Source organism: Streptomyces sp. NPDC093089, assembly GCF_044754405.1.
Taxonomy (GTDB): domain Bacteria; phylum Actinomycetota; class Actinomycetes; order Streptomycetales; family Streptomycetaceae; genus Streptomyces.
In genome coordinates, this window is record NZ_JBIVPA010000007.1 from 225,717 (window position 1) to 252,312 (window position 26,596).

The 26,596-nt window shown below is 74.0% G+C and carries 23 protein-coding genes and 2 pseudogenes; 7 read left to right on the plus strand and 18 right to left on the minus strand.

The features are described 5' to 3' along the window. Window positions 1-219: 219 nt before the first annotated feature. The 7 genes from pheT to infC form a co-directional block, all read right to left on the minus strand. Window positions 220-2,748 (minus strand): phenylalanine--tRNA ligase subunit beta, encoded by a 2,529-nt coding sequence (gene pheT, locus ACIQFX_RS18280; protein ID WP_402464211.1) that lies wholly within the window; start codon window positions 2,746-2,748, stop codon window positions 220-222. Then, window positions 2,748-3,890: a phenylalanine--tRNA ligase subunit alpha gene (gene pheS / locus ACIQFX_RS18285; protein WP_402464213.1), complete on the minus strand. Its 1,143-nt coding sequence runs from the start codon at window positions 3,888-3,890 to the stop codon at window positions 2,748-2,750. Before pheS ends, pheT begins: the two co-directional genes overlap by 1 nt. A 156-nt stretch (window positions 3,891-4,046) precedes the next feature. Next, a complete protein-coding gene (locus tag ACIQFX_RS18290; protein WP_402464215.1) occupies window positions 4,047-5,240 on the minus strand; it encodes an ATP-binding protein in 1,194 nt (397 codons plus the stop codon). 79 nt (window positions 5,241-5,319) lie between these two features. Further along, the gene (locus ACIQFX_RS18295) at window positions 5,320-6,159 is read right to left on the minus strand and encodes a TrmH family RNA methyltransferase (RefSeq protein ID WP_402464217.1); all 840 of its coding nucleotides are present in this window, start codon (window positions 6,157-6,159) and stop codon (window positions 5,320-5,322) included. Window positions 6,160-6,313: 154 nt separating this feature from the next. Continuing rightward, window positions 6,314-6,700 (minus strand): 50S ribosomal protein L20, encoded by a 387-nt coding sequence (gene rplT / locus ACIQFX_RS18300; RefSeq protein ID WP_017241732.1) that lies wholly within the window; start codon window positions 6,698-6,700, stop codon window positions 6,314-6,316. A gap of 105 nt (window positions 6,701-6,805) precedes the next feature. Beyond that, a complete protein-coding gene (rpmI, locus tag ACIQFX_RS18305; RefSeq protein ID WP_015032399.1) occupies window positions 6,806-7,000 on the minus strand; it encodes a 50S ribosomal protein L35 in 195 nt (64 codons plus the stop codon). Between the two features lie 124 nt (window positions 7,001-7,124). Continuing rightward, the gene (infC, locus tag ACIQFX_RS18310) at window positions 7,125-7,784 is read right to left on the minus strand and encodes a translation initiation factor IF-3 (protein WP_402464635.1); all 660 of its coding nucleotides are present in this window, start codon (window positions 7,782-7,784) and stop codon (window positions 7,125-7,127) included. A 378-nt stretch (window positions 7,785-8,162) separates the two neighbouring features. Between infC and ACIQFX_RS18315 the strand changes: the two genes are divergently transcribed. Then, complete coding sequence (locus ACIQFX_RS18315; protein WP_367820516.1) at window positions 8,163-8,540, plus strand: DUF1844 domain-containing protein; 378 nt, start codon at window positions 8,163-8,165, stop codon at window positions 8,538-8,540. A gap of 10 nt (window positions 8,541-8,550) precedes the next feature. Here ACIQFX_RS18315 and ACIQFX_RS18320 read toward each other — a convergent pair whose 3' ends face one another. The 3 genes from ACIQFX_RS18320 to ACIQFX_RS18330 form a co-directional block, all read right to left on the minus strand. After that, entirely contained in the window at window positions 8,551-9,282 is a 732-nt protein-coding gene (locus ACIQFX_RS18320; protein ID WP_402464220.1) for an SseB family protein, read from the minus strand. A 138-nt stretch (window positions 9,283-9,420) separates the two neighbouring features. Then, on the minus strand, window positions 9,421-10,602 hold the full coding sequence (mycP, locus tag ACIQFX_RS18325) for a type VII secretion-associated serine protease mycosin (RefSeq protein ID WP_402464222.1): 1,182 nt from the start codon (window positions 10,600-10,602) through the stop codon (window positions 9,421-9,423). Further along, window positions 10,599-11,384, minus strand: coding sequence for a hypothetical protein (locus ACIQFX_RS18330; protein WP_402464224.1), 786 nt, complete (start codon window positions 11,382-11,384; stop codon window positions 10,599-10,601). Before ACIQFX_RS18330 ends, mycP begins: the two co-directional genes overlap by 4 nt. A gap of 1,032 nt (window positions 11,385-12,416) precedes the next feature. On the opposite strand from ACIQFX_RS18330, the gene ACIQFX_RS18335 reads away from it, so the two are divergent. Beyond that, a complete protein-coding gene (locus ACIQFX_RS18335) occupies window positions 12,417-13,619 on the plus strand; it encodes an amino acid deaminase/aldolase (protein WP_402464226.1) in 1,203 nt (400 codons plus the stop codon). Between the two features lie 61 nt (window positions 13,620-13,680). Here the strand turns inward: ACIQFX_RS18335 and ACIQFX_RS18340 are convergent, their stop codons facing one another. The 4 genes from ACIQFX_RS18340 to ACIQFX_RS18355 form a co-directional block, all read right to left on the minus strand. Beyond that, a complete protein-coding gene (locus ACIQFX_RS18340; protein ID WP_402464228.1) occupies window positions 13,681-14,940 on the minus strand; it encodes a haloacid dehalogenase-like hydrolase in 1,260 nt (419 codons plus the stop codon). Between the two features lie 161 nt (window positions 14,941-15,101). After that, complete coding sequence (locus ACIQFX_RS18345; protein ID WP_402464230.1) at window positions 15,102-15,887, minus strand: 3-oxoacyl-ACP reductase; 786 nt, start codon at window positions 15,885-15,887, stop codon at window positions 15,102-15,104. Window positions 15,888-15,892: 5 nt separating this feature from the next. Further along, window positions 15,893-17,248: an aldehyde dehydrogenase family protein gene (locus ACIQFX_RS18350; RefSeq protein WP_402464232.1), complete on the minus strand. Its 1,356-nt coding sequence runs from the start codon at window positions 17,246-17,248 to the stop codon at window positions 15,893-15,895. A 125-nt stretch (window positions 17,249-17,373) separates the two neighbouring features. Continuing rightward, a complete protein-coding gene (locus tag ACIQFX_RS18355; RefSeq protein ID WP_402464234.1) occupies window positions 17,374-18,738 on the minus strand; it encodes a glutamine synthetase family protein in 1,365 nt (454 codons plus the stop codon). A gap of 89 nt (window positions 18,739-18,827) precedes the next feature. Here ACIQFX_RS18355 and ACIQFX_RS18360 point away from each other — a divergent pair, with 89 nt between their 5' ends. From ACIQFX_RS18360 to ACIQFX_RS18370, 3 genes are all read left to right on the plus strand, one after another. Further along, window positions 18,828-19,556 (plus strand): FadR/GntR family transcriptional regulator, encoded by a 729-nt coding sequence (locus tag ACIQFX_RS18360; protein ID WP_402464236.1) that lies wholly within the window; start codon window positions 18,828-18,830, stop codon window positions 19,554-19,556. Window positions 19,557-19,771: 215 nt separating this feature from the next. Continuing rightward, complete coding sequence (gene eat / locus ACIQFX_RS18365; protein ID WP_402464238.1) at window positions 19,772-21,241, plus strand: ethanolamine permease; 1,470 nt, start codon at window positions 19,772-19,774, stop codon at window positions 21,239-21,241. Window positions 21,242-21,286: 45 nt separating this feature from the next. Beyond that, entirely contained in the window at window positions 21,287-21,976 is a 690-nt protein-coding gene (locus ACIQFX_RS18370; RefSeq protein ID WP_402464240.1) for a gamma-glutamyl-gamma-aminobutyrate hydrolase family protein, read from the plus strand. 187 nt (window positions 21,977-22,163) lie between these two features. Here the strand turns inward: ACIQFX_RS18370 and ACIQFX_RS18375 are convergent. After that, window positions 22,164-22,421, minus strand: a pseudogene (locus ACIQFX_RS18375) (hypothetical protein); the annotation flags it as partial. A gap of 101 nt (window positions 22,422-22,522) precedes the next feature. Here ACIQFX_RS18375 and ACIQFX_RS18380 point away from each other — a divergent pair. Further along, a pseudogene (locus tag ACIQFX_RS18380) lies at window positions 22,523-22,915 on the plus strand (amidohydrolase family protein); the annotation flags it as partial. Between the two features lie 160 nt (window positions 22,916-23,075). On the opposite strand, the gene ACIQFX_RS18385 reads toward ACIQFX_RS18380, so the two are convergent. Continuing rightward, entirely contained in the window at window positions 23,076-24,071 is a 996-nt protein-coding gene (locus tag ACIQFX_RS18385) for a LysR family transcriptional regulator (protein WP_402464242.1), read from the minus strand. A 70-nt stretch (window positions 24,072-24,141) separates the two neighbouring features. On the opposite strand from ACIQFX_RS18385, the gene ACIQFX_RS18390 reads away from it, so the two are divergent. Beyond that, window positions 24,142-25,323, plus strand: a complete 1,182-nt coding sequence (locus tag ACIQFX_RS18390; RefSeq protein ID WP_402464244.1) for a TDT family transporter — start codon at window positions 24,142-24,144, stop codon at window positions 25,321-25,323. On the opposite strand, the gene ACIQFX_RS18395 is transcribed toward ACIQFX_RS18390, so the two are convergent. Then, complete coding sequence (locus tag ACIQFX_RS18395; RefSeq protein WP_402464246.1) at window positions 25,250-26,008, minus strand: helical backbone metal receptor; 759 nt, start codon at window positions 26,006-26,008, stop codon at window positions 25,250-25,252. The two genes, ACIQFX_RS18390 and ACIQFX_RS18395, sit on opposite strands and share 74 nt — an antisense overlap. Next, the gene (locus tag ACIQFX_RS18400) at window positions 26,005-26,562 is read right to left on the minus strand and encodes a helix-turn-helix domain-containing protein (protein WP_402464248.1); all 558 of its coding nucleotides are present in this window, start codon (window positions 26,560-26,562) and stop codon (window positions 26,005-26,007) included. Before ACIQFX_RS18400 ends, ACIQFX_RS18395 begins: the two co-directional genes overlap by 4 nt. Between the last annotated feature and the right edge of the window lie 34 nt (window positions 26,563-26,596).

The window sequence follows — 26,596 nt, forward strand, 5'->3', positions numbered from 1 at the left end:
CGATTGTGCCGACCGTACGGGCCGCCCGGGAACACGCCCCGGCCATCTCACCCGAAGGAGTGAGCGCCCCCGGCGCGCCGCCCTCCGCCAGGCCTCCGCCACGCGCACAGCAGGGCGAACTCCGCTCTCCAGTGCGTCGGTTGCCGGCGGAGGGGCGGGAACGGCGGAGGGCCGCCCCGGGTGTTCCCGGGACGGCCCTCCTGGTGTCGTGCTCGCGCGTCAGGCGCCGCGCAGGACGGCTCCCGTGCGCTCCGTCGCCAGGGCGACGGCCGCGTCGCGGGCCGCGCTGGCCTCGTCGACGGTGAGGGTGCGGTCCGTGGCGCGGAACTTCAGCGCGTACGCCAGGGACTTGGTGCCCTCGCCGAGCTGGTCGCCGGTGTAGACGTCGAAGAGGCGGAGGGACTCGAGGAGTTCACCCGCGCCTTCGCGGAGCGCGGCCTCGACGTCGTCGGCGGGGACGCCGGTGCCGACGACGAGGGCGACGTCCTGGGTGGCCACCGGGAAGGCGGAGATGCGGGGAGCCCGCAGGGGGCCCTCGTTCGCCTGCTCCAGGAGGTCCAGGTCGATCTCCATGGCGCAGCTGCGGGCCGGGAGGCCGTACGCCTTGACCACCCGGGGGTGGAGCTCGCCGGCGTGGCCGACGAGGACCTTCTCGCCGTCGATCTCGACGTGGAAGGCGGCGCAGCGGCCCGGGTGCCACGGGGCGTGCTGGTCGGCGCTGATGATCAGCTCGACACCGGCCTCGGCGGCCACGGTCCGGCCGGCCTCGACGGCGTCCGCCCAGTCGGACGGACGGCCCTTGCCCCACCAGCCGGCCTGCTCGCGCGCACCGGCGAGGACGACGGCGACACGACGCGGCTGCCGGGGCAGCGCGGCGTTGACGACGGCGATCTCCTCGTCGGTGGGGCGACGGTCGACGGGCAGCCGGACGGCGACGCCCGGTTCCCCGTCCGGCCGGAACACCAGACCGGTCTCGAAGAGCGCCAGGTCGTGGCTGCCGCGGCTGTCGTTGCGACGGAGCGCGCCGAGCAGGCCCGGGAGCAGCGTCGTGCGGAGCGCGGGCTCCTCGTCGGAGAGCGGGTTGACCAGGGTGACGACCCGACGGCGGGCGTCGTCCGCGTCCAGGCCGAGCTGGTCGAGCGCCTGCTCGCCGATGAACGGGTAGTTCAGCGCCTCGACGTAGCCGGCGCCGGCCAGGGCGCGGCCCACGCGGCGGTGGGTGCGCTGGCGCTCGGTGAGTCCGCGGCCGGCCGGGGGCTTGGGCAGCGTGGAGGGCAGGTTCTCGTAGCCCTCCAGCCGGATGACCTCTTCGGCGAGGTCGTTCGGCTCGCTGAGGTCGGGGCGCCACGACGGCACGGTGACGACGAGCTCGTCCTGGCCGTAGACGTCGCAGCCGACCTCCTGGAGGCGGCGGACGACGGTCTCGCGGCCGTAGTCGACGCCCGCGACCCGGTCCGGGTGGTTCGCCGGCATGGCGATCGTGCGCGGCGCGGACGGCGCGCTGATCTCGGTGACGCCGGCCTCGGCCGTGCCGCCCGCGAGCAGCACGAGCAGGTCGACGGTGCGCTGCGCGGCAGCGGCGGCGGCCTGCGGGTCGACGCCGCGCTCGAAGCGCTTGGACGCCTCGGAGGACAGCTTGTGGCGGCGGGCCGTGCGCGCGATCGAGATCGCGTCGAAGTGCGCCGCCTCGATGACGACCTCGGAGGTGCCGGTGACGAAACCGGTCTCGGGGTCGGTCTCCGGGTCGGCGATCTCCGTGTGGGCGCCGCCCATGACGCCGGCGATGCCGATGGGGCCGCGGTTGTCGGTGATGACCAGGTCCGCGGCGTCCAGGACGCGCACGGTGCCGTCGAGGGTGGTGATCTTCTCGCCGGCCTCGGCGCGGCGGACCCCGATGGGGCCGTCGAGCCGGCTGCGGTCGTAGGCGTGCAGCGGCTGACCGAGCTCCAGCATCACGTAGTTGGTGATGTCGACGGCCAGCGAGATCGGGCGCATGCCGGCCTTCTGGAGGCGGCGCTGCAGCCAGATCGGGGAGCGGGCCTCGGGCGCCAGACCGACGACGGTGCGCGCGGTGAAGCGGTCGCAGCCGATCGGGTCGGCGACCTGGACCGGGTAGCCGTACGAGTTCGGCGCGGGCACGTCGAGCAGCGCCGGGTCGCGCAGCGGCAGGCCGTAGGCGGTGGCGGCCTCGCGGGCGACGCCGCGCATCGACAGGCAGTAGCCCCGGTCCGGGGTGACGGCGATGTCGAGGACCTCGTCGAACAGCTCCAGGAGGACGGTCGCGTCGATGCCGACCTCGTGCTCCGGGGGCAGCACGATGATGCCGTGCGTGCCGTCGCTGCCCATGCCGAGCTCGTCGCCGGAGCAGATCATGCCCCGGGAGACCCGGCCGTACGTCTTGCGCTCGGCGATCCGGAAGTCACCGGGGAGCACGGCGCCGGGCAGGGCCACGACGACCTTGTCGCCGACGGCGAAGTTCCGCGCGCCGCAGATGATCTCCTGGGGCTCGCCGGTGCCGTTGGCCTGGCCGACGTCGACGGTGCAGAAGCGGATGGGCTTCTTGAACTCCGTCAGTTCCTCGATGGTGAGGACCTTGCCGACCACCAGCGGGCCGGTCAGGCCGGCGCCGAGCTGCTCGACGGCCTCGACCTCGAGGCCTGCCGAAATGAGCTTGGCCTGGACGTCGCGGCCGGTCTCCGTCGCCGGCAGGTCGACGTACTCCCGCAGCCAAGAAAGCGGGACCCGCATCAGATCTCCATCCCGAACGGCCGGGTGAACCGGACGTCACCCTCGACCATGTCTCGCATGTCTTCCACGTTGTGGCGGAACATCAGCATCCGCTCGATGCCGAACCCGAAGGCGAATCCGCTGTACTTCTCGGGGTCCACGCCGCAGGCGATCAGCACCTTCGGGTTGACCATGCCGCAGCCGCCGAGCTCGATCCAGCCCTCGCTGCCGCAGGTGCGGCAGGGACGGTCCGGGTTGCCGACGGACTCGCCGCGGCAGACGTAGCAGAGCATGTCCATCTCGGCGGACGGCTCGGTGAAGGGGAAGAAGTTCGGGCGGAGCCGGGTCTTCATGTCCGGGCCGAAGAGCGCCTGGACCATGTGGTCGAGGGTGCCCTTGAGGTCGGCCATGGTGAGGCCCTCGTCGACGGCGAGCAGCTCGATCTGGTGGAAGACCGGGGTGTGCGTGGCGTCGAGCTCGTCGGTGCGGTAGACGCGGCCGGGGCACACGACGTAGACCGGGGGCTCCCGGTCGATGAGCGTGCGGGCCTGCACCGGCGAGGTGTGGGTCCGGAGCACGACGCCGGACTCGTCGCCCGTGGTGACACCCGTTCCGTCCGGGGTGGTTCCCTGGACGAAGAAGGTGTCCTGCATCTGGCGCGCCGGGTGGTCCGGCACGAAGTTGAGGGCGTCGAAGTTGAACCACTCCGCCTCGACCTCGGGGCCCTCGGCGACCTCGTACCCCATGGAGACGAAGACGTCGGAGACGCGCTCCATGAGCGTGGTCAGCGGGTGGCGGGCGCCGGCCGGGACGCGGTCGTACGGCAGGGTGACGTCGACGGCCTCCTCGACGAGGACGCGGGCGTCGCGCTCGGCCTCGAGCTCCGCCTGGCGGGCGGCGAGCGCCTTGGAGACGGCGCCGCGGGCCTGGCCCACGACCTTTCCGGCGGCGGCCTTGGCCTGCGGGGGCAGGGCGCCGATCTCGCGGTTGGCGAGCGCCAGCGGCGAGGTGCCGCCGGTGTGCGCCGTCTTCGCGTGCGCGAGCGCGTCGAGGTCGCCCGCGGCGGCGAAGGCGGCGAGCGCCTCGTCCCGCATGCGCTCGATCTCTTCCGGTTTCAGTGCCTCGACCTCAACCGGGTCGTACGACTTATTGGGTGCGGACATCTCTTCCCGTGCTTCCGTTGGCTGGCTGGGCGGCCCCGCTCGACGTCAAGGGCGCAAACGTGCCAAAGGACGAGTCTAACGGGGCGCGGGGACGCGAATGAGCCCGTGGGCGACCCGGGCGGCCTCTGTTCTCGTACGGTCTCGCCTGCTGAGACGTCAGAGGAGGTGGGCCGGGGTGCCGACGGGCAGGATAAATCGGAATTCGGCGCCGCCCCGGGGGCCGCGCCCGACGGTGATGGTGCCGCCGTGGGCCTCGACGAGACCCTTGACGATGTAGAGGCCGAGTCCGGTGCCGCCGCGCTTGCTGCCCCGCCAGAAGCGGGTGAAGACGCGGTTCATCGACGCCTCGGGGATGCCGGGGCCCTCGTCGCTCACGGTGACCTCCGTCCCCTCTTCTCCGTCCTCGCCCGCCGTGGCGGGTGCCACCTCGATGGTGACGGTTCCGTCGCCGTGGCGCACCGCATTTTCGAGGAGGTTGCCGAGGATCTGGTCGATCTTGTCGGGGTCGGCCCAGAGCGCGGGCAGCTGGGGCCTGATCCGGACGAAGAAGCGGCCCGGGGGCTGGCCGCCGGTGGTGTGGACCTGGATGTGGCGGCCGATCGCGGCGGCCAGGTCGACGGGCTGGCGGCGCACTTCGAGCCGGCCGGAGTCGATCCGGGAGATGTCGAGGAGTTCGGCGATGAGCCGCTTGATGCGGCCGGCGTCGGCGTCGACGGTCTCCAGCATGAGGCGCTTCTGCTCGTCGGTGAACCGCTCCCACTTGTCGAGGAGGGTGGCGGTGAAGCCCTTCACCGAGGTGAGCGGGGAGCGCAGTTCGTGGGCGACGGTGGCGATGAGTTCGGCGTGGCTGCGCTCGGTGCGGCGTCGGGCGTCGGTGCCGCGGAGCGAGACCACGACCCGGCGGACCGGCCCGGTGGGGTGCTCCCGGACGTACCGGGCGGAGACGAGGACCTCGCGGCCGCCGGGGAGCAGCAGGTTGCGCTCGGGCTGGCCGCGGCGGATGGCGAGGCCGCCGTACGGGTCGGTCAGCGCCCACCAGCGGCGTCCCTTGAGGTCTTCGAGGGGCAGCGCCTCGTCGAGCGGCAGGCCGAGGGCGCGGCCGCCGGGGACGGCGGTGATGCGGCTCGCGGCGGCGTTGAAGCAGACGATCCGGCCGGTCTCGTCGGCGATGACGAGACCGTCGGGCAGGTCGTCGGGTGCGAGTCCGGCGAAACCGGCGGTCGCCGCGGGGTCGGCGGCGACACCTGCGGTGGCCGCGGGATCGGGCGCGTCCGGCGCGGGGCCGGACGGCTCCGGGGCGTGCGGCGCGGCGCTCCGTGCCTGTGCGGGACTGTCCGTGCCGACCGTCATCCCCGTACCCCACCCCTCCGTGCAGTGCAGTGGGCCCCGAGTGCGTCACTCTACTGGGCGAGAGGGGCGGAATGGACCCTCAGGCGGAGGTTCGGGTGCGCTGGGCGCGGGCGGAGGCGTACAGGCAGACCGCGGCGGCGGTGGCGAGGTTGAGGCTCTCGGCCTTGCCGTGGATCGGGACGCGGACGACGGCGTCGGCGAGGGCCCTGGTCTCCTCGGGCAGTCCCCAGGCCTCGTTGCCGAAGATCCAGGCGGTGGGGCCGCCCATGGTGCCGGCGTCCAGCTCGTCGTCGAGGTCGTCCTGGCCGGCTCCGTCGGCGGCGAGGATCCGCACGCCCGCGGCCTTGAGGCCGGCGACGGCCTGTTCGACGGGGACGCCGACGGCCACCGGCAGGTGGAAGAGGGAGCCGACGGAGGCGCGCACGGACTTGGGGTTGTAGAGGTCGACGGAGGCGTCGGTGAGGACGACGGCGTCGGCGCCGGCCGCGTCGGCGCAGCGCAGCACGGTGCCGGCGTTCCCGGGGTCGCGTACGTGGGCGAGGACGGCGACGAGCTTGGGCCGGGCCGCGACGATCTCCTCGAAGGGGGAGTCGAGGAACCGGCAGACGCCGACGAGGCCCTGCGGGGTGACGGTCTGGGAGACCTCGGCGAGGACGGCGTCGGAGGCGTGGTGCACGCGGGCGCCGGAGGCGAGGGCGGCCTCGACGATCGGGGCGTACCGCTCGGCGGCCTCGACGGTGGTGAAGAGCTCGACGAGGGTGGGCTCTCCGGTGGAGCCCCGGTGCTCGACGGCCTCGCGGACGGCCTGCGGGCCCTCGGCGATGAAGAGGCGGTCCTTGCCCCGGAAGTTGCGCTTGGCGAGCCGCCGGGCGGCGACGACGCGCGGGGAACGCGGGGAGATCAGCTCGGGGGTGACCATGGGGTGCGGCGGTTCTCTCTTCGGGGCCGGGCGGGCTTCGGGGGCCGGGAGCGGCGGGGACCGGGTGCGGCGGGTCCCCCGGGGGGTGAAGCACCCGGACCCGCAGGCGCGTGCGCGCCTGCGGGTCCGGGCAGAAGTACTGCGGCCTGGAAGATCAGGCGGCGGCCTTCGGGGCGTTGACGTCGGCCGGGAGGGCCTTCTGCGCGACCTCGACCAGCGCGGCGAACGCGTTGATGTCGTTGACGGCCAGCTCGGCGAGGATCTTGCGGTCCACCTCGATGTTGGCGGCCTTCAGACCCTGGATGAGGCGGTTGTACGTCATGCCGTTCTGGCGGGCAGCGGCGTTGATGCGCTGGATCCACAGCTGACGGAAGTCGCCCTTGCGCTTCTTGCGGTCGTTGTAGTTGTAGACCAGCGAGTGGGTGACCTGCTCCTTGGCCTTGCGGTACAGGCGCGAACGCTGACCGCGGTAGCCGGAGGCCGCCTCGAGAATCGCCCGGCGCTTCTTGTGGGCGTTGACTGCCCGCTTGACGCGTGCCACTTTTAACTCCTTGTAGCGGGGTCGTGGTGGTCCTCACACGACCCGAAAAACGAATGGATCCCGGTCTCTGCCGGATGCCCCCGTCGCCGAGGGCGGGAGATCAACTCAGATGCCCAGCATCTTCTTGATCTTGGCGGCGTCACCCGGGGCCATCTCGGCGTTGCCGGTGAGGCGACGCGTCAGCTTGGACGACTTGTGCTCGAGCAGGTGGCGCTTACCGGCGCGCTCGCGCAGGATCTTGCCGGAGCCGGTGACCTTGAAGCGCTTCTTGGCACCGGAGTGCGTCTTGTTCTTCGGCATCGCGCCGTATCTCCTCGTCAGTGGCGCTCCCGCCCGGTGCGGACACCGGACATCCGGGAGCGTCAGTTCTTCGTTTGGTGGTTCCGGGCGGGGCCCGGGGCTGCCTGGTTGGCAGCCCCTCGGGTCACGCCTCGGGGGTCTCGGCCGGAGCCTCGGCCTCGGCGACCGGAGCCTCGGCGGCCGGGGCCGCGGGCGCCTCGTCGGAAGCGGTGCCCTGGCGCTCGGCCTTGCGTGCGGCCTGGGCCTCACGCGCCTCGGCCATGGCCTCGGTCTTCTTCTTGTGCGGGCCGAGAACCATGATCATGTTCCGGCCGTCCTGCTTCGGGTTGGACTCGATGAAGCCAAGCTCCTCGACGTCCGACGCCAGCCGCTGAAGCAGCCGGAAACCGAGCTCGGGGCGGGACTGCTCACGACCACGGAACATGATCGTGATCTTGACCTTGTCGCCCTGCTTGAGGAACCGGACGACGTGACCCTTCTTGGTGTCATAGTCGTGCGGGTCGATCTTCGGCCGGAGCTTCATCTCCTTGATGACCGTGTGCGCCTGGTTCTTGCGCGCCTCACGGGCCTTCATGGCCGACTCGTACTTGAACTTCCCGTAGTCCATGAGCTTGCACACGGGCGGACGGGCGTTCGCCGCGACCTCGACCAGGTCAAGGTCGTACTCCTGTGCGAGCTCCAGGGCCTTGGCAAGCGGAACAATCCCGACCTGCTCGCCGCTGGGTCCGACAAGTCGCACCTCGGGAACGCGAATCCTGTCGTTGATGCGGGGCTCGGCGCTGATGGATCCTCCTCGGTAGCACTACACGACCGCCTGGCGGACGGACGCGCACTGTCTGTTTCTGAGACCAACCGCGCCGGCACGTGAAAAACGCCCCGGACGGGACACAGGCGGGGCTCCACGGAAATACCGGAGCACCGCCGCGGTCAACCGCGGGGCGCACATCGGGCGGCTCCATCGTCCGTACGGAACGATGGGCGCCACCTGACCGGTGACCCGCCACCCGTGAGGGCGGTCAGGTGGGAGTACGGAGCCTCCACTTGTGGGCCGGGCACACACGTGTCCGGCCGGTCGTTACACAAGGTTAGCAGGAGCCGTGCCCATACGCGAATGCGGACGGGGCGGCGGGGAGGCGCTCCGGGGCGGCTTATCGTGTGAGGCATGAGCGAGACGCCCCAGAACGAGTCCGCGGACTCCCCCGAAACCCCCGACTTCGACTCCATGACCCGCGACATCGCGGAGGTCCCGGCGGTCGAGGTGATCGTGACGGTCGCCGTCAACCTGATGAGCGCCGCCGCGGTGAAGCTCGGGCTCACCGAGGAGGGCGACAAGTACAAGGACCTCGACGAGGCGCGCAAGCTGGTGCACGCGCTCGCGGGCCTCCTCGACGCCGGCGCGACCGAGGTCTCCTCGTTCCACGCCGCTCCCCTGCGGGACGGCCTGAAGTCCCTCCAGCTCGCCTTCCGCGAGGCCTCCCTGATCCCGGACGAGCCGGGCCAGGGACCGGGCGAGAAGTACACGGGACCCGTGTACGGCTAGCCCGTACCCCCTACTTCTTCACGTAGAAGGGCTCGCCCGGAGGCGTGGCCGAGGCCGGCAGCAGCGCCAGGTCCAGGCCCCGCACCAGGCGGGCCCTCAGCGTTTCGTCGGCGGCCAGGGCACGGGCCACGCGCTGGGCCGACTCCGCCGCGGGGGCGTCCTCGGCGAGGACCAGGGCGAGGGTGCCGTCGGCGGCCCCCGGCCCCAGGTGGGCGCGGAGCACCGCGGGCTCGGCGGCGACCGCGGCCAGGACGGCCTCGCGTACCGCCGGGTCGTCCAGCGGGTCCGCGCTGGAGCGGCCCTCGGCGAGGGCGAGCAGCAGCGGACCCGTCAGCTGGTACGGCACCGGGCCGGCCAGGTCGAGGACGACCGTGTCCGCCTTCTCGTGCGCGGCCGCCTGGAGCGCCTGGTGGAGCGGCACGGCGACGGGCCGGGCCTCCGGGTCCCACAGCGCGAGCGAGGCGATCGACGTGAACGCGGGCAGGGCCCGCCGGTCGCCGGCCGTCAGCGTGGGCACCGCCATGTCGCTGGTCTTCTCGCGGCGCAGCCCGTTCTCGTCGGTCTCCACCTCGCCGAGCACGGCGACCACGGGGACGAGCAGCCGCGCGCCCTTGAGCGCTTCGAGCACCGGCCCGTGCGCGGTTCTGTCCTCCGCCCACGCCGCGAGGGCCGCGGCGAGCCGCGGGTCGGCGGTGCCGTCGTCGTCGGAGAAACCGGGGTCCGGGATGTTCTTGAGCGCCACGCACCGAGCCTAACCGGCGCGGCGCCCGGCCCGACCCGCCGGGTCCTCGGGGGCGGAGGCGGGCCGCCCCTGGGCGTCCCTGGCCCTCAGGGGTTCCGGCGGGTGCGAGTCCACAGGGAGTCCGGCGGGCGCGAGTCCTCAGGGGTTGCGGCGGGTGCGGGCGATGACGACCGCGGTCAGGAGGAGGAGGGCGCCGAGGCCGCCGGCGGCGGGGGCGAGGAGGCCGAAGGAGGGGGCCTCCTCCGGGGCGGGGACCGGGCCGGGGCCGAAGTACGGGCGCCGGTAGCCGGCGGTGGCGTTCTTGGGGTCGGCGCCCTTGAGACGGGCGCCGGCCTCGATGGCGGCGGCCGGGTCGACCGTGCCGTACCCCTTGGAGTCGCTGCGGCCGCCCTTCGGCCGGTTGCGGGCGGTGTCGACGAGCAGCTGCTTGATCTGGGCCGGGGTGAGGTCGGGGTGCGCGGACCTGACCAGGGCGACGGCGCCGGAGACGAACGCGGCGGCGGCGCTGGTGCCCCAGCCCTCGTAGTAGCGGCGGTCGGGGTCGGCGATGACGATGTCGACGCCGGGGGCGCTGACGGTCGCGTACCAGCGGCGGGTGGAGAAGGAGGCGCGCGTGCCGAAGCGGTCCACGGCGGTCACCGCGATCACTCCGGGGTAGGCGGCGGGGTACGAGATGTGGTCGCCCTTCTCGCCGCCGTTCCCGGCGGAGGCCACCACGGAGACCCCCTTGGCCAGGGCGTACTGCACCGCGGCGTCCTCGCCCGCGTCGGGGTGCGCGGACTTGGAGTCGTCGCCGAGCGAGAGGTTGATGACGTCCGCGCCGTGGTCGGCGGCCCAGCGGATGCCCTCGGCGAGCGCGGTCCCGCGGGTCTTGCGGGCCTTGTCCCTGGCCTTGTCGGTGCCTTCGAGGATGACCCGCACGGGCAGGATCTCGGCGTCCGGGGCGATGCCGAGGACGCCGTCCCCGTCGCCGGGGCCGTGGCCGTGCCCGGCGATGATGCCGGCCATCGCCGTGCCGTGCCGGGCCCACGCGCGGTCGCCCCGGCCGGCGCCGAAGCCGATGAGGTCGTGTCCGGGCAGTACGGAACCCTTCAGGTCCGGGTGCTCGGCGTCGACCCCGGTGTCGAGCACGGCGACGGTGATGCCCTCGCCCTTGGTGGTCCGCCAGGCCTCGGCCGTACGCAGGGCCTCGGGGCCCCACTGCCGGGCCCGGATGGTGTCGGCGTACGCGGGCGCCGTCGTCGCGGGCAGCACCGCGAAACCGGCGGCGAACAGCACCGCCGAGGCGGCGCGCGCCCGGCGGCGGGAGGGAGGGGTCACCGGGTCTTCTCCTTCGCCGCCGCGACGGCGGTCGTGCGCAGCAGGGCCTCGAACCGCTTCGCTATGCCCTTGGCCTCGTGGCCCAGGCCCGACTGCGCGACGGCGTCGGTACGGCCCGCGCCCGTCGCCTGGTCGGCGGGGAGCGGACGGTCGACGCTCCGGCCGTCGGCGAAGCCGGACACCGCGGTCACGACGACGGGGAGGTCGGCGGGTGCCGTCAGCCACCAGCTCGCACGCTGCCCGGCCCCGAAGCGGGCGGCGACGGTGCCGGGGCCGGCGAGCGCCGGCGGCACGTCCTGGCCCAGCCGGGTCGTCAGGTCCCGGCCGAGGGCGCCCTGCGCGGTGACGTCGGCGCGGGTGAAGACGAGGCCGACGGTGATCACACTGCTCGCGGTGGCGTCGGTGTACGTGGCCCGCAGGACGCGCTCGCAGCCCAGCGGCTGCACCGTGGCGAGCAGTCCCTTGGCCATCACCGCGGGCGAACAGGCAGCGTCCGGCGCGACGGCGACCCGCGTCCACGTCCGCGCCGCCGCCCCCGGTCCCGCGCCCGGCCCCGCCAGGGTCCTCGGGAACAGCGTGTCCACCGGCGCGTTGTGCCAGATCTCCTTCGCCTCCGCGTACCCCACCGGCTCCACCGGCGCGCCCGGCTCGGCCGCCGCCAGCCACACGCCCGCGAGCGCCCCTCCGATGAGCCCCATCCCGAGCACGGCACACGCCGCGACCGCCACCGTCCGCCCGGTCCGCTTCTCCCTCACCGGCCGCAGTCGCGTCGTCGTCTCCACCGCCGGCACCTCCGGCGGCAACGCCCCGGACCCACCGAAGCCGTACGCCCCCGCAGACGCCTGCGCCGTGGGTACGGCCCCCGCCGGCCGGGCCGGACCGAAAGGTGCGGCAGCGGCGGGCGCGGCCACGGGCCGGGGCGGACCGAGCGGCCCGACCGGCGGCTGGTTCGCGGCCGAGGCTGCAACCACTGCCGTTGTCGTTGTCGTTGCTGCCGGGTGCCCGACGGCGCCCCGGCCCGTGCCGGGCACCCGGCGCGGGTCGAGGTCCGTGGGACGGATCGCGCGAAGACGCGTGGTGGTCTCCACGGCGGGCGCGGCAGGCACGGAGGGCACGACAGGCCCGGCGGTGGAGGGGGCCGGAGCGGGCATCGGGGGTACGGCAGCGGGGGCCGCCGGGGCGGGGCGGTCAGGCGGAGCCGGGGCGCCCTGGGGACCTGCGGCGGGGGCGGCGGCAGCCCGTACGGGCGAAGCCGGGGCGGTGGCGGCGGGGGAAACCGCGGCGGGAGCCTGGGCGACGGCGGGGGAAACCGCCACGGGAGCCGGGGCACGGCCTGCGGGCGAAGCCGCAGGGGGCGGCGCGGGGGCCGAAGGCGGGGCGGCCGGAGGCGCGCTGGTCGGCGGAGCCGTCGTGGCGGGCGAGGCCGGTCGGGCAGGTGAAGCGAGAGCGGCCTGGGAACCCAGGGCGGGAGCCGGAGGCGGGCCGGGCGGCGCAGGCGCGGCGACCCGGGACGCGCCGGGTGAAGGGGCCGTCGCGGGGGCCGGAGGCATGGTGGTCGGCGGAGGCGTCGCGGGGGCCGGGAGCGCGCTGGGCGACTGCGGGGCGGGCGGCGGAGGCGTCGCGGGGGTCTGGGGCGGGGTGGGGAGGAGGGCGTCGGTGATGCGGGACGGGGTGGGGCGGCGTTCGGCGGTCATGCCCGTCCCCCTGATCGTGTCCTGCGCGTGTCGACAATGCCCGTCACTCTACGGGCTGTTCCCCGGGGGACGGGAACCCAGGGGCTACCCACCCGTAAACCTGTCTGGCAAGCTCGGGCCATGACTCCGCGTGCCGCCGACCGGGCCCGTTACGACCGGGCCACCGCTGATCTCGACGCGCCCGTGGCGATCGTCGACCTGGAGGCCTTCGACGCCAACGCGGCGGACCTGGTGCGCCGGGCCGGGGGCAAGCCGGTGCGGGTGGCGAGCAAGTCCGTGCGGTGCCGCGCGCTCCTGGAGCGGGTGCTGGCGCGGGAGGGCTTCGCGGGGATCATGTCGTTCACGCTGGGCGAGTCGCTGTGGCTGGCGCGGGCGGGGTTCGAAGACGTGCTGCTGGCATACCCGTCGGCCGACCGGGCGGGGTTCGGGGAGCTGGCGCGGGACCCGAAGCTGGCGGCGGCCGTGACGGTGATGGTCGACGACGTGACGCAGCTCGATCTGATCGACGCCTCCCGCGCGGGCGGGACGGAGGAGGTCCGGGTCTGCCTGGAGCTGGACACGGCGCTGAGTCTGCTGGGCGGCCGGATACGGATCGGCGCGCGCCGCTCGCCGCTGCGCGAGCCCGCCGAGTTGGCCGAGCTGGCCCGCTCGGTGGTGCGGCGCCCGGGGTTCCGGCTGGTCGGGATCATGGCGTACGAGGGGCATGTGGCGGGGGTCGGCGACGCGGTCGCGGGGCGGCCGCTGCGGTCGCGGGCGATCCGGCTGATGCAGGCGGCGGCCCGCAAGGAGCTGGCGGACCGCAGAGCGGCCGTGGTGCGGGGGGTCCGGGCGGTGGCGCCGGACCTGGAGTTCGTGAACGGCGGTGGCACCGGGAGCGTGCAGCACACGGCGGCCGAGGACGCGGTGACGGAGATCGCCGCCGGTTCGGGGCTGTTCGTGCCGCGCCTCTTCGACAACTACACGTCGTTCAGCGGCCGTCCGGCCGCGCTCTTCGCGCAGCCGGTGGTCCGGCGTCCCGGTGTGGGCGTGGTGACGGTGCTCGGCGGCGGGTATCCGGCGTCGGGGGCCCCGGGGCCGGACCGGCTGCCCGTCCCGTACCTGCCGGAGGGGCTGCGGTACGACTCCCAGGAGGGTCCCGGCGAGGTGCAGACGCCGCTGCTCGGCTTCCCCGCCGACGACCTGCGGATCGGTGACAAGGTCTGGTTCCGGCACGCGAAGGCCGGGGAGCTGTGCGAGCGGTTCGACAGCCTGCGGCTGGTCGAGGGCGATCGCGTCACGGCGACCGTGCCCACGTACCGGGGCGAGGGGATGACCTTCCTCTAGGGGCCCCCGAACAGGAGGGCCCCGAACAGGAGGCCCTCGGAGCGGGGCCGTCGGAGCGCCGTCAGAAGACGGTGTCCTGCTGGTCCTGGATGATGCTGCCGTCGGGGCGGCGGACGGGCTGCGGGGTGCCGTCGCCCGCCGTGTAGCCGGTGGTGGCGCAGGGATAGGGGGTGGCCTTCCGCTTCTTCGGCTCGATGAACATCGGGTTGACGATCCAGCGGCCGTCGCCGTTCTCGTACGCCCGGCACATGAGTTCGTTCTTGTTGCGGTTGAGGACGAGGCGGAGGCCGGTGGCGTCGCGCAGGAAGGAGATGTCGGTGTCGGAGTCTCCGGCGGCGAACACCTGGCGGTGGGCGGCGGGCCGGACGCGTTCGGCGGCGGGGCCGCGGACGCCGAAGACCTCCTGGTTGATCCAGCAGCGCTTGCCGTCGATGTAGGTGATCATCGCGTCCTCGCCGTCCCGTACCGTGCCGCAGCCCTTCAGGTGGCTGGTGAGGCGGCCGTGTTCGGTGGTGTTGCGGATGCCGAGGGTGTGGGAGGGGTCGACGCCGACGCCCTTCGCCCAGACGTCGACGACGGGTTCGGGCGAGGCGGAGACGATCCGGACGTCGAAGCCGGCGCGCTGGAGGGCTCCGATCAGGTCGCGCTGCTGCTCGTAGTAGCGGACCCAGCCGGTGACCCGGGCGGTGCCGACCTGCTGGGTGGCGCCCTGCGGGGCGGCGAGGTTCTCGGCGCGGGCGGCGGCCGCGAAGGATTCGACCTGACGGGTGGTCCAGCCGTGCAGGAGCTGGGCGAGCCAGGCGTACTGGGGCTCCATGCGGCGGTGGTCGTGGCCCGCGAAGGCGGCCTCGGCGCCGGTGGTGGCGCCCGTGCCGTAGACGGCGAGGAGTTCGTCGGCGCAGCGGGTGTCGGTGGACGTGGGGAGGGTGCGGACGCCGGCGGGACAGGCGTCGGCGAGGGCGGTGGCGGCCTCGGGGGTGAGGTACCGGCTGGTGGTGGACCAGTCGCCGGCGCGGGGCGGGCGGATGCGGTCGTTGCGGAGGAGCCAGTAGAAGGTGGCGTCGCCGACGTCGTTCTTGACCACGGTGTTGTCCCAGTCGAAGACCGCGACGGGCTTCCTCCCGCTCTTGTGCCGGTCCTGGCAGTGGTCGGCGATCAGGGCGTCGATGCGGGCCTTGTTGTCGCCGTACCAGCCGTCGGAGGCCTTCAGCGCGGGGCATCCGGCGGGGCGGGCCTCGGCCTGGGCGGCGGAGGCGAGGCCGGTCGACGCGAGGACGAGGGCGGCGGCAGCGGCGGCGGAGGTTCGGAGCCGGTGGTTCATGGTCACTCTCCTGTCTGTACGCGTGTCCGTACGCGTGTCTGCGCGTGCGTCTGTACGCGTGTCTGCGCGTGCGTCTGTACGTGCGTCGGTACGCGGAACAGCCGGGCGCCTTGCGACGCCCGGCTGTTCGGGTGGGGGATGTGCGCGGCGGCGGCGAGGGTCTAGAGGGGGGTCACGTACGCCCCGGAGATGCCGCCGTCGACGAGGAAGTCGCTGGCGTTGACGAAGGAGGAGTCGTCGCTGGCGAGGAAGGCGACGGCGGCGGCGATCTCCTCGGCCTCGGCGAAACGGCCGACGGGGATGTGGACGAGGCGGCGCGCGGCCCGCTCGGGGTCCTTGGCGAACAGCTCCTGGAGGAGCGGCGTGTTGACCGGCCCGGGGCAGAGGGCGTTGACGCGGATGCCCTCGCGGGCGAACTGGACGCCGAGTTCGCGGGACATCGCGAGCACGCCGCCCTTGGAGGCGGTGTACGAGATCTGGCTGGTGGCCGCGCCCATGACGGCGACGAAGGAGGCGGTGTTGATGATGGAGCCCTTGCCCTGGCGGCGCATGTAGGGCAGCGCGGCCTTGCAGCAGAGGTAGACGGAGGTGAGGTTGACGTCCTGGACGCGCTTCCAGGCCTCCAGGCCGGTCTCCAGGATGGAGTCGTCGTCGGGCGGGGAGATGCCGGCGTTGTTGAAGGCGATGTCGACGGAGCCGTACGTGTCGAAGGCGGTCTTGAACAGCGCCTCGACCTCCTCCGGGTCGGTGACGTCGACCTTGACGAAGGTCCCGCCGACCTCCTCGGCGGCGGCCTTGCCGGCCCGCTCGTCGATGTCGGCGCAGACGACGTTGGCGCCCTCGGAGGCGAGGCGGCGGGCGGTGGCGAGGCCGATGCCGCTGCCGGCTCCGGTGATGACGGCGGTGCGGCCGACCAGGCGGCGGCAGATGATCTCTTCGGTGCTCATGCGGGTCAGGCCTCCGTGCTGATGAAGACGTTCTTGGTTTCGGTGAAGGCGGTCAGTGCGTCGGGGCCGAGTTCGCGGCCGAGGCCGGACTGCCGGTAGCCGCCGAACGGGGTCCAGTAGCGGACGCTGGAGTGGGAGTTGACCGAGAGGTTGCCGGCCCGGACGGCGCGGGAGACGCGCAGGGCGCGGCCGACGTCCCGGGTCCAGAGGGAGCCGGAGAGGCCGTACTCGGTGGCGTTGGCGAGGCGGATCGCGTCGGCCTCGTCCTCGAAGGGGAGGACGACGGCGACGGGTCCGAAGATCTCCTCGACGGCGCAGGGGGCGTCCTCGGCGACGCCGGTGAGGACGGTCGGCGGGAACCAGAAGCCGGGGCCTTCGGGGGCCTTGCCCCGGATGCCCGCGAGGTCGTCGCCGACGTAGGAGCGGACGCGGTCGAGCTGGGCGCGGGAGATGAGCGGGCCCATCTGGGTGCGTTCGTCGGCGGGGTCGCCGACGACGATCTCCTCGATCGCGGGGGTGAGCAGCTCGAGGAAGCGGTCGTACGCGCTCCGCTGGACGAGGATGCGGGTGCGGGCGCAGCAGTCCTGGCCGCTGTTGTCGAGGAAGGACATCGGGGCGGCGGCCGCGGCCGCTTCGAGGTCGGCGTCGGCGAAGACGATGTTGGGGCTCTTGCCGCCGAGTTCGAGGGTGACGCGCTTCACCTGGTCGGCACACTTCGCCATGATCGACTTGCCGACCCGGGTGGAGCCGGTGAAGACGATCTTGGCGATGCCGGGGTGCTCGACGAGGGCGTTGCCCGCCACGGGGCCGGTGCCGGGGAGGACCTGGAAGAGGCCTTCGGGCAGGCCGGCCTCCAGGGCGAGCTCGGCGAGGCGGAGCGCGGTGAGGGGGGTCGTCTCGGCGGGCTTGAGGAGGACGGCGTTGCCGGCGGCGAGGGCGGGCGCGGTGGCCCAGGCGGCGATCGGCATGGGGAAGTTCCAGGGGGCGATGACGCCGACGACCCCGAGCGGTTCGAGGATCGTGATGTCGAGGCCGCCGGCGACCGGGATCTGGCGGCCGTTGAGGCGTTCCACTCCCCCGGCGGCGTAGTCGAGGAGGTCGCGGACGTTGCCGGCCTCCCAGCGGGCGTTGCCGATGGTGTGCCCGGCCTCGGTGACCTCCAGGCGGGCGAGCTCCTCGACGTGCCCGTCGACGACGGCGGCGAAGCGGCGGAGCAGCCGGGCCCGGTCGGCGGGCGCCGCGGCGGCCCAGCCGCGCTGGGCGGCGGTGGCGCGCGCGACGGCGGCGTCGACGTCGGCCGGGGTGGCGGCGGGGACGGTGGCGACCGGCTCCTCGGTCGCCGGGTTCAGTACCTGGAGCAACTCTGTCCTCTCGGTGGTGCGGACGGCGGGGTGCGTACGACGGCGTGCGGACGGCGGGGTGCGCAGGCGAGGTGCGCACGGCGGCGTCCGGGTCGGCGGCGTCCGGCTCGGCAGCGGCGTCCGGGTCAGTGGCGTTCGAAGGAGCGGCGCAGTTCCCAGTCGGTGACGGCGGCGTCGTAGGCGTCGAGTTCGACCCGGGCCATGTTGCGGTAGTGGGCGACGACCTCGGTGCCGAAGGCGGCCTTGGCGATCTCGCTGGTCTCCCAGAGTTCGGCGGCCTCGCGCAGGGTGGTGGGGACGTGCGCGTATTCGCCGGTGTACGCGTTGCCGGTGCAGGGCGGGGGCAGTTCGAGGCGCTGCTCGATGCCGTACAGGCCGGCGGCGACCAGGCCGGCGACGGCGAGGTAGGGGTTGACGTCGCCGCCGGGGAGGCGGTTCTCGAAGCGGGTGGAGCGGCCGTGGCCGACGGTCCGGAGCGAGCAGGTGCGGTTGTCGTGGCCCCAGGCGACGGCGGTGGGCGCGAAGGAGCCGGGCTGGAACCGCTTGTAGGAGTTGATGTTGGGGGCGTAGAGGAGGGAGAAGTCGCGGAGGGCGGCGAGCTGTCCGGCGAGGAAGTGCCGCATGGTCTCGGACATGCCGTGCGGGTCGTCCCCGGCCATCACGTTCTCCCCGTCGGCGTTCTGGAGGGAGAGGTGGATGTGGCAGGAGTTGCCCTCGCGCTCGTTGTACTTCGCCATGAAGGTGAGGGAGTAGCCCTCCTGGTCGGCGATCTCCTTGGCGCCGGTCTTGTAGACGGCGTGCTGGTCGCAGGTGACGAGGGCCTCGTCGTACTTGAAGGCGATCTCGTGCTGGCCGGGGTTGCACTCGCCCTTGGCGGACTCGACGGTGAGTCCGGCGCCGGCCATCTCGTTGCGGATGCGGCGCAGGAGGGGTTCGATGCGTCCGGTGCCGAGGACGGAGTAGTCGATGTTGTACTGGTTGGCGGGGGTGAGGCCGCGGTAGTTCGCGTCCCAGGCCTGCTCGTAGCTGTCGCGGAAGACGATGAACTCGAGTTCCGTGCCGACGTGGGCGGTGAGGCCGAGTTCGGCGAGGCGCTCCAGCTGGCGGCGGAGGATCTGGCGGGGTGCGGCGACGACCGGGGTGCCGTCGCCCCAGGCGAGGTCGGCCGTCACCATCGCGGTGGCCTCGTTCCAGGGGAGGCGGCGGAGGGTGGTGAGGTCGGGGTGCATCGCGAAGTCGCCGTAGCCGCGGTCCCAGGAGGACATCTCGTAGCCGTCGACGGTGTTCATCTCGGTGTCGACTGCCAGAAGATAGTTGCAGCCCTCGGTGCCGTGGCCGAGGACCTCGTCCAGGAAGAACGGTGCGGCGAACCGCTTGCCCTGGAGCCGTCCCTGCATGTCGGGGAAGGCCAGGACGACGGTGTCGATCTCGCCGCTCGCCACCAGGGCGCGGAGCTCCTCGACGGTGAGCGGGGGTGTGCGGACTGCCACGGGATTGCTCCTCCTTCGGCCTGCCGGAAGCCATAAGGTATTACCGAAGACCATTGCTTGGGAAGTGTCGGAGAAGGGGAAACGAGAACGTGGCCAGTACGAGTGAATCGGCGGACCGGCTGACGCCCGTGCTGCGGCCGGTGCGGGCGGGCAACGGCTTCGAGGAGGCCCTGGAGCAGATCCTCCAGGTGGTGCGGCTCGGGCTCGTGCCCGGCGGCGAGCGGCTGCCCGCCGAGCGGGAGCTGGCCGACCGGATGGGGATCAGCCGGGTGACCCTGCGCGAGGTCCTCAAGGTCCTCCAGGAGCAGGGGCTCGTGGAGAGCCGGCGCGGCCGGTACGGCGGAACGTTCGTGCTGCCCCGCGTCCAGACCGCCGACGAGGACGAGCTGCGCCGCCGGATCGCCTCGGTCGACATGGAGGACACCCTCCGCTTCCGCGAGGTCCTCGACGTGGGGGCCGCCGGGCTCTGCGCGGCGCACGGCCTGGACGCGGCGGGCGCCGAGCGGCTGCGGACCGCCGTGGCGGCGACCCGGGACGCCCCGCTGGCCGATTACCGCCGCCAGGACACCCTGTTCCACCTCACCCTCGCCGAGCTCTCCGGCTCGCCGACGCTGACCGCGCGGTACGCCGCCGTCCGGGCGACGGTGAACGACCTCCTGGACTGCATCCCCCTGCTCGTGCGCAACCTGGAGCACTCCCAGCACCAGCACACCGCGCTGGTGGAGGCGGTCCTCGACGGGGACGCGGACGCGGCGCGCGAGGTGATGCGGGAGCACTGCTCGGGCACGGCGGCGCTGCTGCGGGGGTTCCTCACCTGAGGACGCCGGCCCGGACGGGGTCCTCAGGTGAGGACGCCGAGCCGTACGGAGGTTGCTCGCCCGAGGGCGCCGAGCCGTACGGAGGTTGCTCGCCCGAGGACGGCGGCCCGGGCCGCGTAACCCGAAAGTAACGCACGGGGGTTGCGCTCCCCCGTCGACCACCGCAAAGGTATGGCACCAATCCATTGGGCCCGTTGCGGGGAGCTGACGCTGCCATGACGCTGGAAGACACGACCGGGAGCACCCCCGGAGGCACTCCCGGGGACAACGCCCCGCCGAAGGACGACTACCTGGAACGGCGGGCCCTGCGCCGCGGCAGTGCGGGCTGGCTGCTGCTCACCGGCCTCGGCGTCGCGTACGTGGTCTCCGGGGACTTCTCCGGCTGGAACATCGGCCTGTCGAAGGGCGGCTTCGGCGGGCTCGCCGTCGCCACCGTCCTGATGGGCGCGATGTACGCCTGCCTGGTCTTCGCGCTCGCCGAACTCTCCGCCATCCTGCCCACCGCGGGCGGCGGCTACGGCTTCGCCCGCCGGGCGCTCGGCACCTGGGGCGGGTTCCTCACCGGCACGGCGATCCTCATCGAGTACGTCCTCGCGCCCGCCGCCATCTCGATCTTCATCGGCGACTACGTCGAGTCCCTGGGGTTCTTCGGCCTGGAGTCCGGCTGGCCGGTCTACCTCGTCTGCTTCGCGCTCTTCATCGGGATCCACCTGTGGGGCGTGGGGGAGGCGCTGCGCTTCAGCCTGATCGTGACGGCCGTCGCGGTCGCGGCGCTCGTCGTCTTCGCGCTCGGCGCGTTCACCGACTTCCACGTCGACGGCCTGAACGACATCCCGGTCGACGGCGAGGCCTTCGGGTCGAACTCCTGGCTGCCCTTCGGACTGCTCGGCATCTGGGCCGCGTTCCCCTTCGGCATGTGGTTCTTCCTCGGCGTGGAGGGCGTGCCGCTCGCCGCCGAGGAGGCCAAGGACCCGGTCAGGTCGATGCCGAGGGCGCTCGCGATCTCCATGGGGATCCTGGTGCTGCTCGCCGTCGTCACGTTCCTGGCCGCCACCGGGGCACGGGGCTCGGCCGCCGTCCAGGAGGCCGGCAACCCGCTGGTCGTGGCGCTCCAGGGCGACGGGGAGCCGACCGCGCTCAGCCGGTTCGTGAACTACGCGGGCCTCGCCGGCCTGGTGGCCTCCTTCTTCTCCCTCATCTACGCCGGCTCGCGCCAGCTGTTCGCCCTCTCCCGGGCCGGCTACCTGCCCCGCTTCCTCTCCCTGACCAGCCGCCGCAAGTCGCCGTACCTGGGCCTCCTCATCCCGGGCGCGATCGGCTTCGCGCTCGCCGCGGGGACCGGGAACGGGGCGCGGATGCTGAACATCGCGGTGTTCGGCGCCACCATCTCGTACGCGCTGATGGCGCTCTCCCACATCGTGCTGCGGCGCCGGGAGCCGGGCCTGCACCGGCCGTACCGCACGCCCGGCGGGGTCGCCACCTCGTCCGCGGCCTTCGTCCTGGCCCTGTCGGCGCTGGTCGCGACCTTCCTGGTGGACCGGACGGCGGCGTTCATGGCACTCGGGGTGTACGTCGTCGCCCTCGCCTACTTCGCGTTCTACAGTCGGCACCACCTGGTGGCCGGCGCGCCCGAGGAGGAGTTCGCGGCGCTCGCCGCGGCGGAGGCCGAGCTCGAACGCGACTGACCCGCCGCCGCCCCGCCCCTCTGCCCGCACCCCTGGAGGAAGCACGTGTCCAAGCCGCTCATCGGCGTGACCACCTATCTGGACCAGGCCCGCTGGGGGGTGTGGGACATGGAGGCCGCGCTGCTCCCCGCCCGCTACCCGTGGCTGGTCCGGGAGAGCGGGGGGCTCGCCGTGATGCTGCCACCGGACGGGCCCGAGGCCGCCGCGGCGGTCGTGGCCCGGCTCGACGGGCTGGTCGTCGCGGGCGGGGCGGACGTCGAGCCGGTACGGTACGGGGCCGAGCCCCACCCCCGTACCGGCCCGCCCGCCCGCGCCCGGGACGCCTGGGAACTGGCCCTGATCGACGCGGCCCTGGCGTCCGGCACCCCGCTCCTCGGCATCTGCCGCGGGATGCAGCTGCTGAACGTCGCGCTCGGCGGCACGCTCGTCCAGCACCTCGACGGGCACGTCGAGGCGGTCGGCGTGATCGGCCGGCACCCGGTCAAGCCCGTGCCGGGCACCCTCTACGCCTCCCTCGTACCCGAGCTCACCGAGGTCCCGACCTACCACCACCAGGCCGTCGACCGACTCGCCGCGGGACTCGCCGTCTCCGCCCACGCGGAGGACGGCACGATCGAGGCGGTCGAACTCGCCGCCCCGTCCTGGACCCTCGGCGTGCAGTGGCACCCCGAGATGGGCGAGGACCTCCGGGTGATGCGGGGCCTCGTCGAAGCGGCCGCCGCCCGCCGGGGCTGAACTCGGCGCCGTCCTCGCGGTGGGCGGAGAGCAGTCGCACCGGCGCGTCGGGGTCGAGCGGACCGGTGTGGGCCCCGACGCGACGGCCGAGCAGCCGGTGGCGGTCGTACGTCTCCGGTTCCCGGCGGCCGCGCAGTTCGCCGGCGGCGAGCGACGGGTCGAGGAAGTGGTTCGTGCGGGTCAGCCAGCCCCGGTCGTCGGGGACGACCACCGCCGAACCGGCGGGGGCGAGCTCCACGGAGGCGGCCCGGTCGGCGGTCACCACGGTGATGACCGTGGAGGCCGAGACCGGGGCGCCCGTGAGCATCCCGACCGCCTCCGCGAACGACCCGGCGGTGCCGAGCACCTGACGGGCGACCAGGTGGACGGGGACCCCGGTGGCCGCGTCGTCGGTGTGGCGCCTCGGGGTGCCCCTGGTGATCCGGAGGACCGTACGACCGCTCACGCGCGGGCCCGGGCGGCGAGGGCGGTGCGGTCGTTCCGCATGAGGAGCGCGTAGACGAGCGCGGCGACGGCCATGCCGACAACTGGTCGCGCCGCCTCGGCGAGGAGCGCGCCTCGCGCGCCTGGCGCTGCCGCGACCTCGCCGACTCCGGCGCCACCGTCGCCCTCGGCTCCGACTGGCCGATCGCCCCCTTCCCCCCCGCTCGGCGTGATGGCCGGCGCCCGCCACCGCCGCCCCAGCCGCGACCTCGCCCAGGCGCCGCACGGCCCCGAGCAGGCCCTCACCCCCTGGAGGCGCTGCGCGGCATGACCACCGCGGCCGCGTACGCCGCCGGCGAGGAGCACGAGGCGGGGCGCCTCGCGCTCGGCTACCGCGCCGACCTCACCGCCCTCGCGGCCGACCCCCTGACCACGTCCTCCACCGACCTCCCCGACCTCCCGGTCCGCCTCACCGTGCTCGACGGCCGGGTGACGTTCCGCGCGACGGACCTCTGACGCGGGCACGCACCGGCTGGCGTCCCCGTGCGCCCGCACCGTTTGCGGGCAGGCGTCCCATCCGTCCGCACCGTTTGCGGGCAGGCGTTCCTCCCCCAGACTCCGTCCGGGGGGGAACGATTGCCCACAACGTGGGGCGAGGCCACCCGCAGGGCCCGCGTCAGCCTCTCGTCAGCGACAGCAGGTCCCGCGCCGGGCCCGTGGGGCGATGGCCCGCGGGCCACACGGCGCGGAGGTCGCGGCGGAGCCGGACCCCGTCCACCGGGACGGCGACGAGGCGGCGCGACGCCAGCTCCTCGGTGATCGCGAGCTCACTGAGGACCGCGGGCCCGGCCGCGCTGACGGCCGCGGCCTTCACCGCGGTCGTGGACGCGAGTTCGAGCAGCGGTTGGGCCAGCCCACCGTGGCCGGAGAGCGCCGCGTCGAGGACCTGCCGGGTGCCGGAGCCGCGTTCGCGCAGGACGAGGGGGGTCGCGGCGAGTTCCGCCGGGTCGATCGGGCCGCGGCGGCGGGCCCAGGGGTGGGAGGGGGCGACGACGACGACGAGCCGGTCGTGGGCGACGACGACGCCGTCGAGGCCGTCCGGTACGGCGAGCCCCTCCACGAAGCCGACGTCGGCGTCGCCGGCGAAGAGGCGTTCGGCGACGGCGGCCGAGTTGCCGGCCTGGAGGGAGACGGCGGTGTCGGGGCGCTGGGCGCGGAGCGCGATCAGCCAGCCGGGCAGCAGGTACTCGGCGATCGTCATGGACGCGGCCACCCGGAGCCGTGAGTCGCGGCGCCCGCGGAGCGCCTGCGCGCCCACGTCGAAGGCTTCGGCGGCCTCGACGATCCGCCGGGCCCAGTCGGTGACGAGCGCGCCCGCGTCGGTGAGCCGTGAGCCGCGGGGCGAGCGGTCGACCAGGGCCACCCCGAGCTGCCGCTCCATGGAGCGGATCCGGCTGCTCGCCGCGGGCTGGGTGACACCCACCTCGCGGGCGGCCGCGCCGAGGCTGCCGTGCCGGGCGACGGCGAGGAGCAGTTCGAGCGCGCCGAGGTCCGGAACCCGATGGGAGAGGGGGGCCCGAGGCTCACCGCCGTGCTCCCCCTCAACCCGCCGCGCAGCCTGCGCACCCTGCTCCCCGTCGGCCGACCACGGCCCGCGCGTCTCCCTGCTCATAAGGCCAGCTTATGACGTCATAGCCGCATGATCCCTGGTGGGGGCGGGGGAAGGGGGCGACGGTGGAGCCATGGCAAGCCTCGCAACACCCCGCTCGGCCCCTCGTCCGGCCTCCCGCGCCACCACCCCCGGCGCCCGTACGGTCCTTCCGGCCCGTTCCGTCCGTCATCTCGGGCCCAACTGGTACGCCTCGGTGATGGGGACGGCGATCGTGGCGTCGGCGGGCGCGGCGCTCCCGGTGGACGTCCCCGGTCTCCGTACGGCCTGCGCGGCGGTGTGGGCGCTGTCGCTCGTGATGCTGCTGGTGCTGCTGGGGGCCCGCGCGGTCCATTGGGCACGGCACCGGGACCAGGCCCGGGCGCATCTGCTCGACCCGGCGGTGGCGCCGTTCTACGGGTGCCTGTCGATGGCGCTGCTCGCGGTGGGCGGCGGGGCGGTGGTCGTGGGCCGGGACTGGATCGGGCTGCCGGCGGCCCTCGGTGTGGACGCGGTGCTGTTCACGGTCGGCACGCTGGTCGGTCTCGCGGCGGCGGTGGCGGTCCCGTACCTGATGGTGGTGCACCACCGGATCGAGGCCGCGTCCCCGGTGTGGCTGCTTCCGGTCGTCGCGCCGATGGTCTCGGCCGCGCTGGGGCCGCTGCTGGTGCCCCATCTGCCCGCCGGGCAGGCCCGGGAGACGCTGCTGATCGCCTGCTACGCGATGTTCGGCGTCAGTCTGCTGGCGACCCTGGTGATGCTGCCGCTGGTCTTCGGCCGGCTGGTCACGGGCGGTCCGCTGCCCCTGGCGCTGACCCCGACCCTGTTCCTCGTCCTCGGCCCGCTGGGGCAGTCGACGACCGCGGCGAACAAGTTCGCCGACGCCGCCCCGGGCGTGCTGCCCGAGCCGTACGCGCACGGTTTCGCCGCCTTCGCCGTCCTCTACGGGGTGCCCGTGATGGGCTTCGCTCTGCTGTGGCTGGCGCTGGCCGGGGCGATGGTGCTGCGGGCCCGGCGGCGTGGCATGGGGTTCGCGATGACCTTCTGGGCGTTCACCTTCCCGGTCGGCACCTGTGTGACCGGCGCCGAGGGTCTGGCCCAGCACACCGGGCTCGCCGCCTTCCGGTGGCTGGCGGTCGGGCTGTACGTGTTCCTCGTCGCGGCCTGGCTGGTGGCCGGGTTCCACACCGCGCGCGGGCTGCTCAGCGGTGCGCTGCTCGCAGGGCCCGGGCGAGTTCCCGCGGAGCCTCGGCCAGTGACGGCCCGTACCAGGTGAGCAGGCGTCCGTCGACGAGCGCCGCGGCGGTCCCGGGGAAGGCCTCGGGGCCGTCGTCGCGCGTGAAGCGGTAGGGCTCGTCGGGCAGGACGACGAGGTCGGGCGCTGCGGCCCTGAGGTCGTCGAGCGGGAGGCGCGGATAGCGCTCGGGGTGGTCGGCGTAGAGGTTGCGGACGCCGAGCCGGGCGAGCAGGTCGCCGGCGAAGGTGTCGCTGCCCAGGACCATCCAGGGGCGGCGCCAGATGGGCACGACGGCGGTGAGCGGGCGGCCGTCCGCCGCCGGCCCCACCGGTGTCACGGCCTGCCAGGCGGCCTCGGCGTCGTCGAGCCAGCGGGGCCGGCGGGGCGCGCCGCAGGCGGCGAGGACCCGTTCCAGCTCGCGCAGGCCCTGGTCGAGGGTGCGGATCCCGGTGACGAGGACGTCGGTGCCGGCGGCCCGCAGCGCTGCGAGGTCGGGGGCCCGGTTCTCCTCCTCGTTGGCGAGGACGAGGTCGGGCCGGAGCGCGGTGATCGCGGCGACGTCGGGGTTCTTGGTGCCGCCGATCCGTGCGACGGCGAGGTCGGCGGGGTGGCTGCACCAGTCCGTGGCGCCGACGAGGGCGCCGGGGAGGGTGACGGCGACCGCCTCCGTCAGGGACGGCACGAGGGAGACGACCCGCGGGAGGGACCGCGTACCGTCGCTCACTCCTCCTCGGCCTCGACGTGTTCGGCGACGGCGACGACGAGCAGCCGGGTGCCGGGCTCGGTGGCCCGCCAGCGGTGCCGTACGCCGCCGGAGAGGTACAGGGTGTCGCCGCGGCCGAGCCGGTACGCGCGGCCTTCGGCCTCGACCTCGGCGGCGCCGTCGGCCACGTACAGCAGTTCGTCGTTGCGGTGCTGGAACTCGCGTCCCGCGTCCTGCTCGCCGGTGAACTCCAGGGCGTGCAGCTGGTGGCGGCCCCGGACGAGCTGCCGGACGCCGGCGGGCAGGGCGGGGTCCGGGGGGTGCTCGCCGAACCGTACGACGTCGACGGTGCGGGAGGCCTCGGCGGCGGCGAGGAGTTCGCCGGCCGTCGTCTCCAGGGCCTGGGCGACGAGTTCGAGGGAGCGGCGGCTGGGCCGGGCGCGGTCGTTCTCGACCTGGCTGAGGAAGGGCACGGAGAGGCCGCTGCGGGAGGCGACGACGGCCAGGGTGAGCTGGAGCGCTCTGCGGCGCCTCTTGACGGCCGCGCCCACGCGGGGTGATTCCTTCTCGTCCATGTCGGCTCCCTCCCTGGTACTGTCGCGGCCCCTC

Bases quoted from the DNA above. Each gene is read 5' to 3' on its own strand.
- pheT (WP_402464211.1), bottom strand. From the start codon at position 2,748: ATGCGGGTCCCGCTTTCTTGGCTGCGGGAGTACGTCGACCTGCCGGCG.
- pheS (WP_402464213.1), bottom strand. From the start codon at position 3,890: ATGTCCGCACCCAATAAGTCGTACGACCCGGTTGAGGTCGAGGCACTG.
- ACIQFX_RS18290 (WP_402464215.1), bottom strand. From the start codon at position 5,240: ATGACGGTCGGCACGGACAGTCCCGCACAGGCACGGAGCGCCGCGCCG.
- ACIQFX_RS18295 (WP_402464217.1), bottom strand. From the start codon at position 6,159: ATGGTCACCCCCGAGCTGATCTCCCCGCGTTCCCCGCGCGTCGTCGCC.
- rpmI (WP_015032399.1), bottom strand. From the start codon at position 7,000: ATGCCGAAGAACAAGACGCACTCCGGTGCCAAGAAGCGCTTCAAGGTC.
- ACIQFX_RS18315 (WP_367820516.1), top strand. From the start codon at position 8,163: ATGAGCGAGACGCCCCAGAACGAGTCCGCGGACTCCCCCGAAACCCCC.
- ACIQFX_RS18335 (WP_402464226.1), top strand. From the start codon at position 12,417: ATGACTCCGCGTGCCGCCGACCGGGCCCGTTACGACCGGGCCACCGCT.
- ACIQFX_RS18340 (WP_402464228.1), bottom strand. From the start codon at position 14,940: ATGAACCACCGGCTCCGAACCTCCGCCGCCGCTGCCGCCGCCCTCGTC.
- ACIQFX_RS18345 (WP_402464230.1), bottom strand. From the start codon at position 15,887: ATGAGCACCGAAGAGATCATCTGCCGCCGCCTGGTCGGCCGCACCGCC.
- eat (WP_402464238.1), top strand. From the start codon at position 19,772: ATGACGCTGGAAGACACGACCGGGAGCACCCCCGGAGGCACTCCCGGG.
- ACIQFX_RS18385 (WP_402464242.1), bottom strand. From the start codon at position 24,071: ATGAGCAGGGAGACGCGCGGGCCGTGGTCGGCCGACGGGGAGCAGGGT.
- ACIQFX_RS18390 (WP_402464244.1), top strand. From the start codon at position 24,142: ATGGCAAGCCTCGCAACACCCCGCTCGGCCCCTCGTCCGGCCTCCCGC.
- ACIQFX_RS18400 (WP_402464248.1), bottom strand. From the start codon at position 26,562: ATGGACGAGAAGGAATCACCCCGCGTGGGCGCGGCCGTCAAGAGGCGC.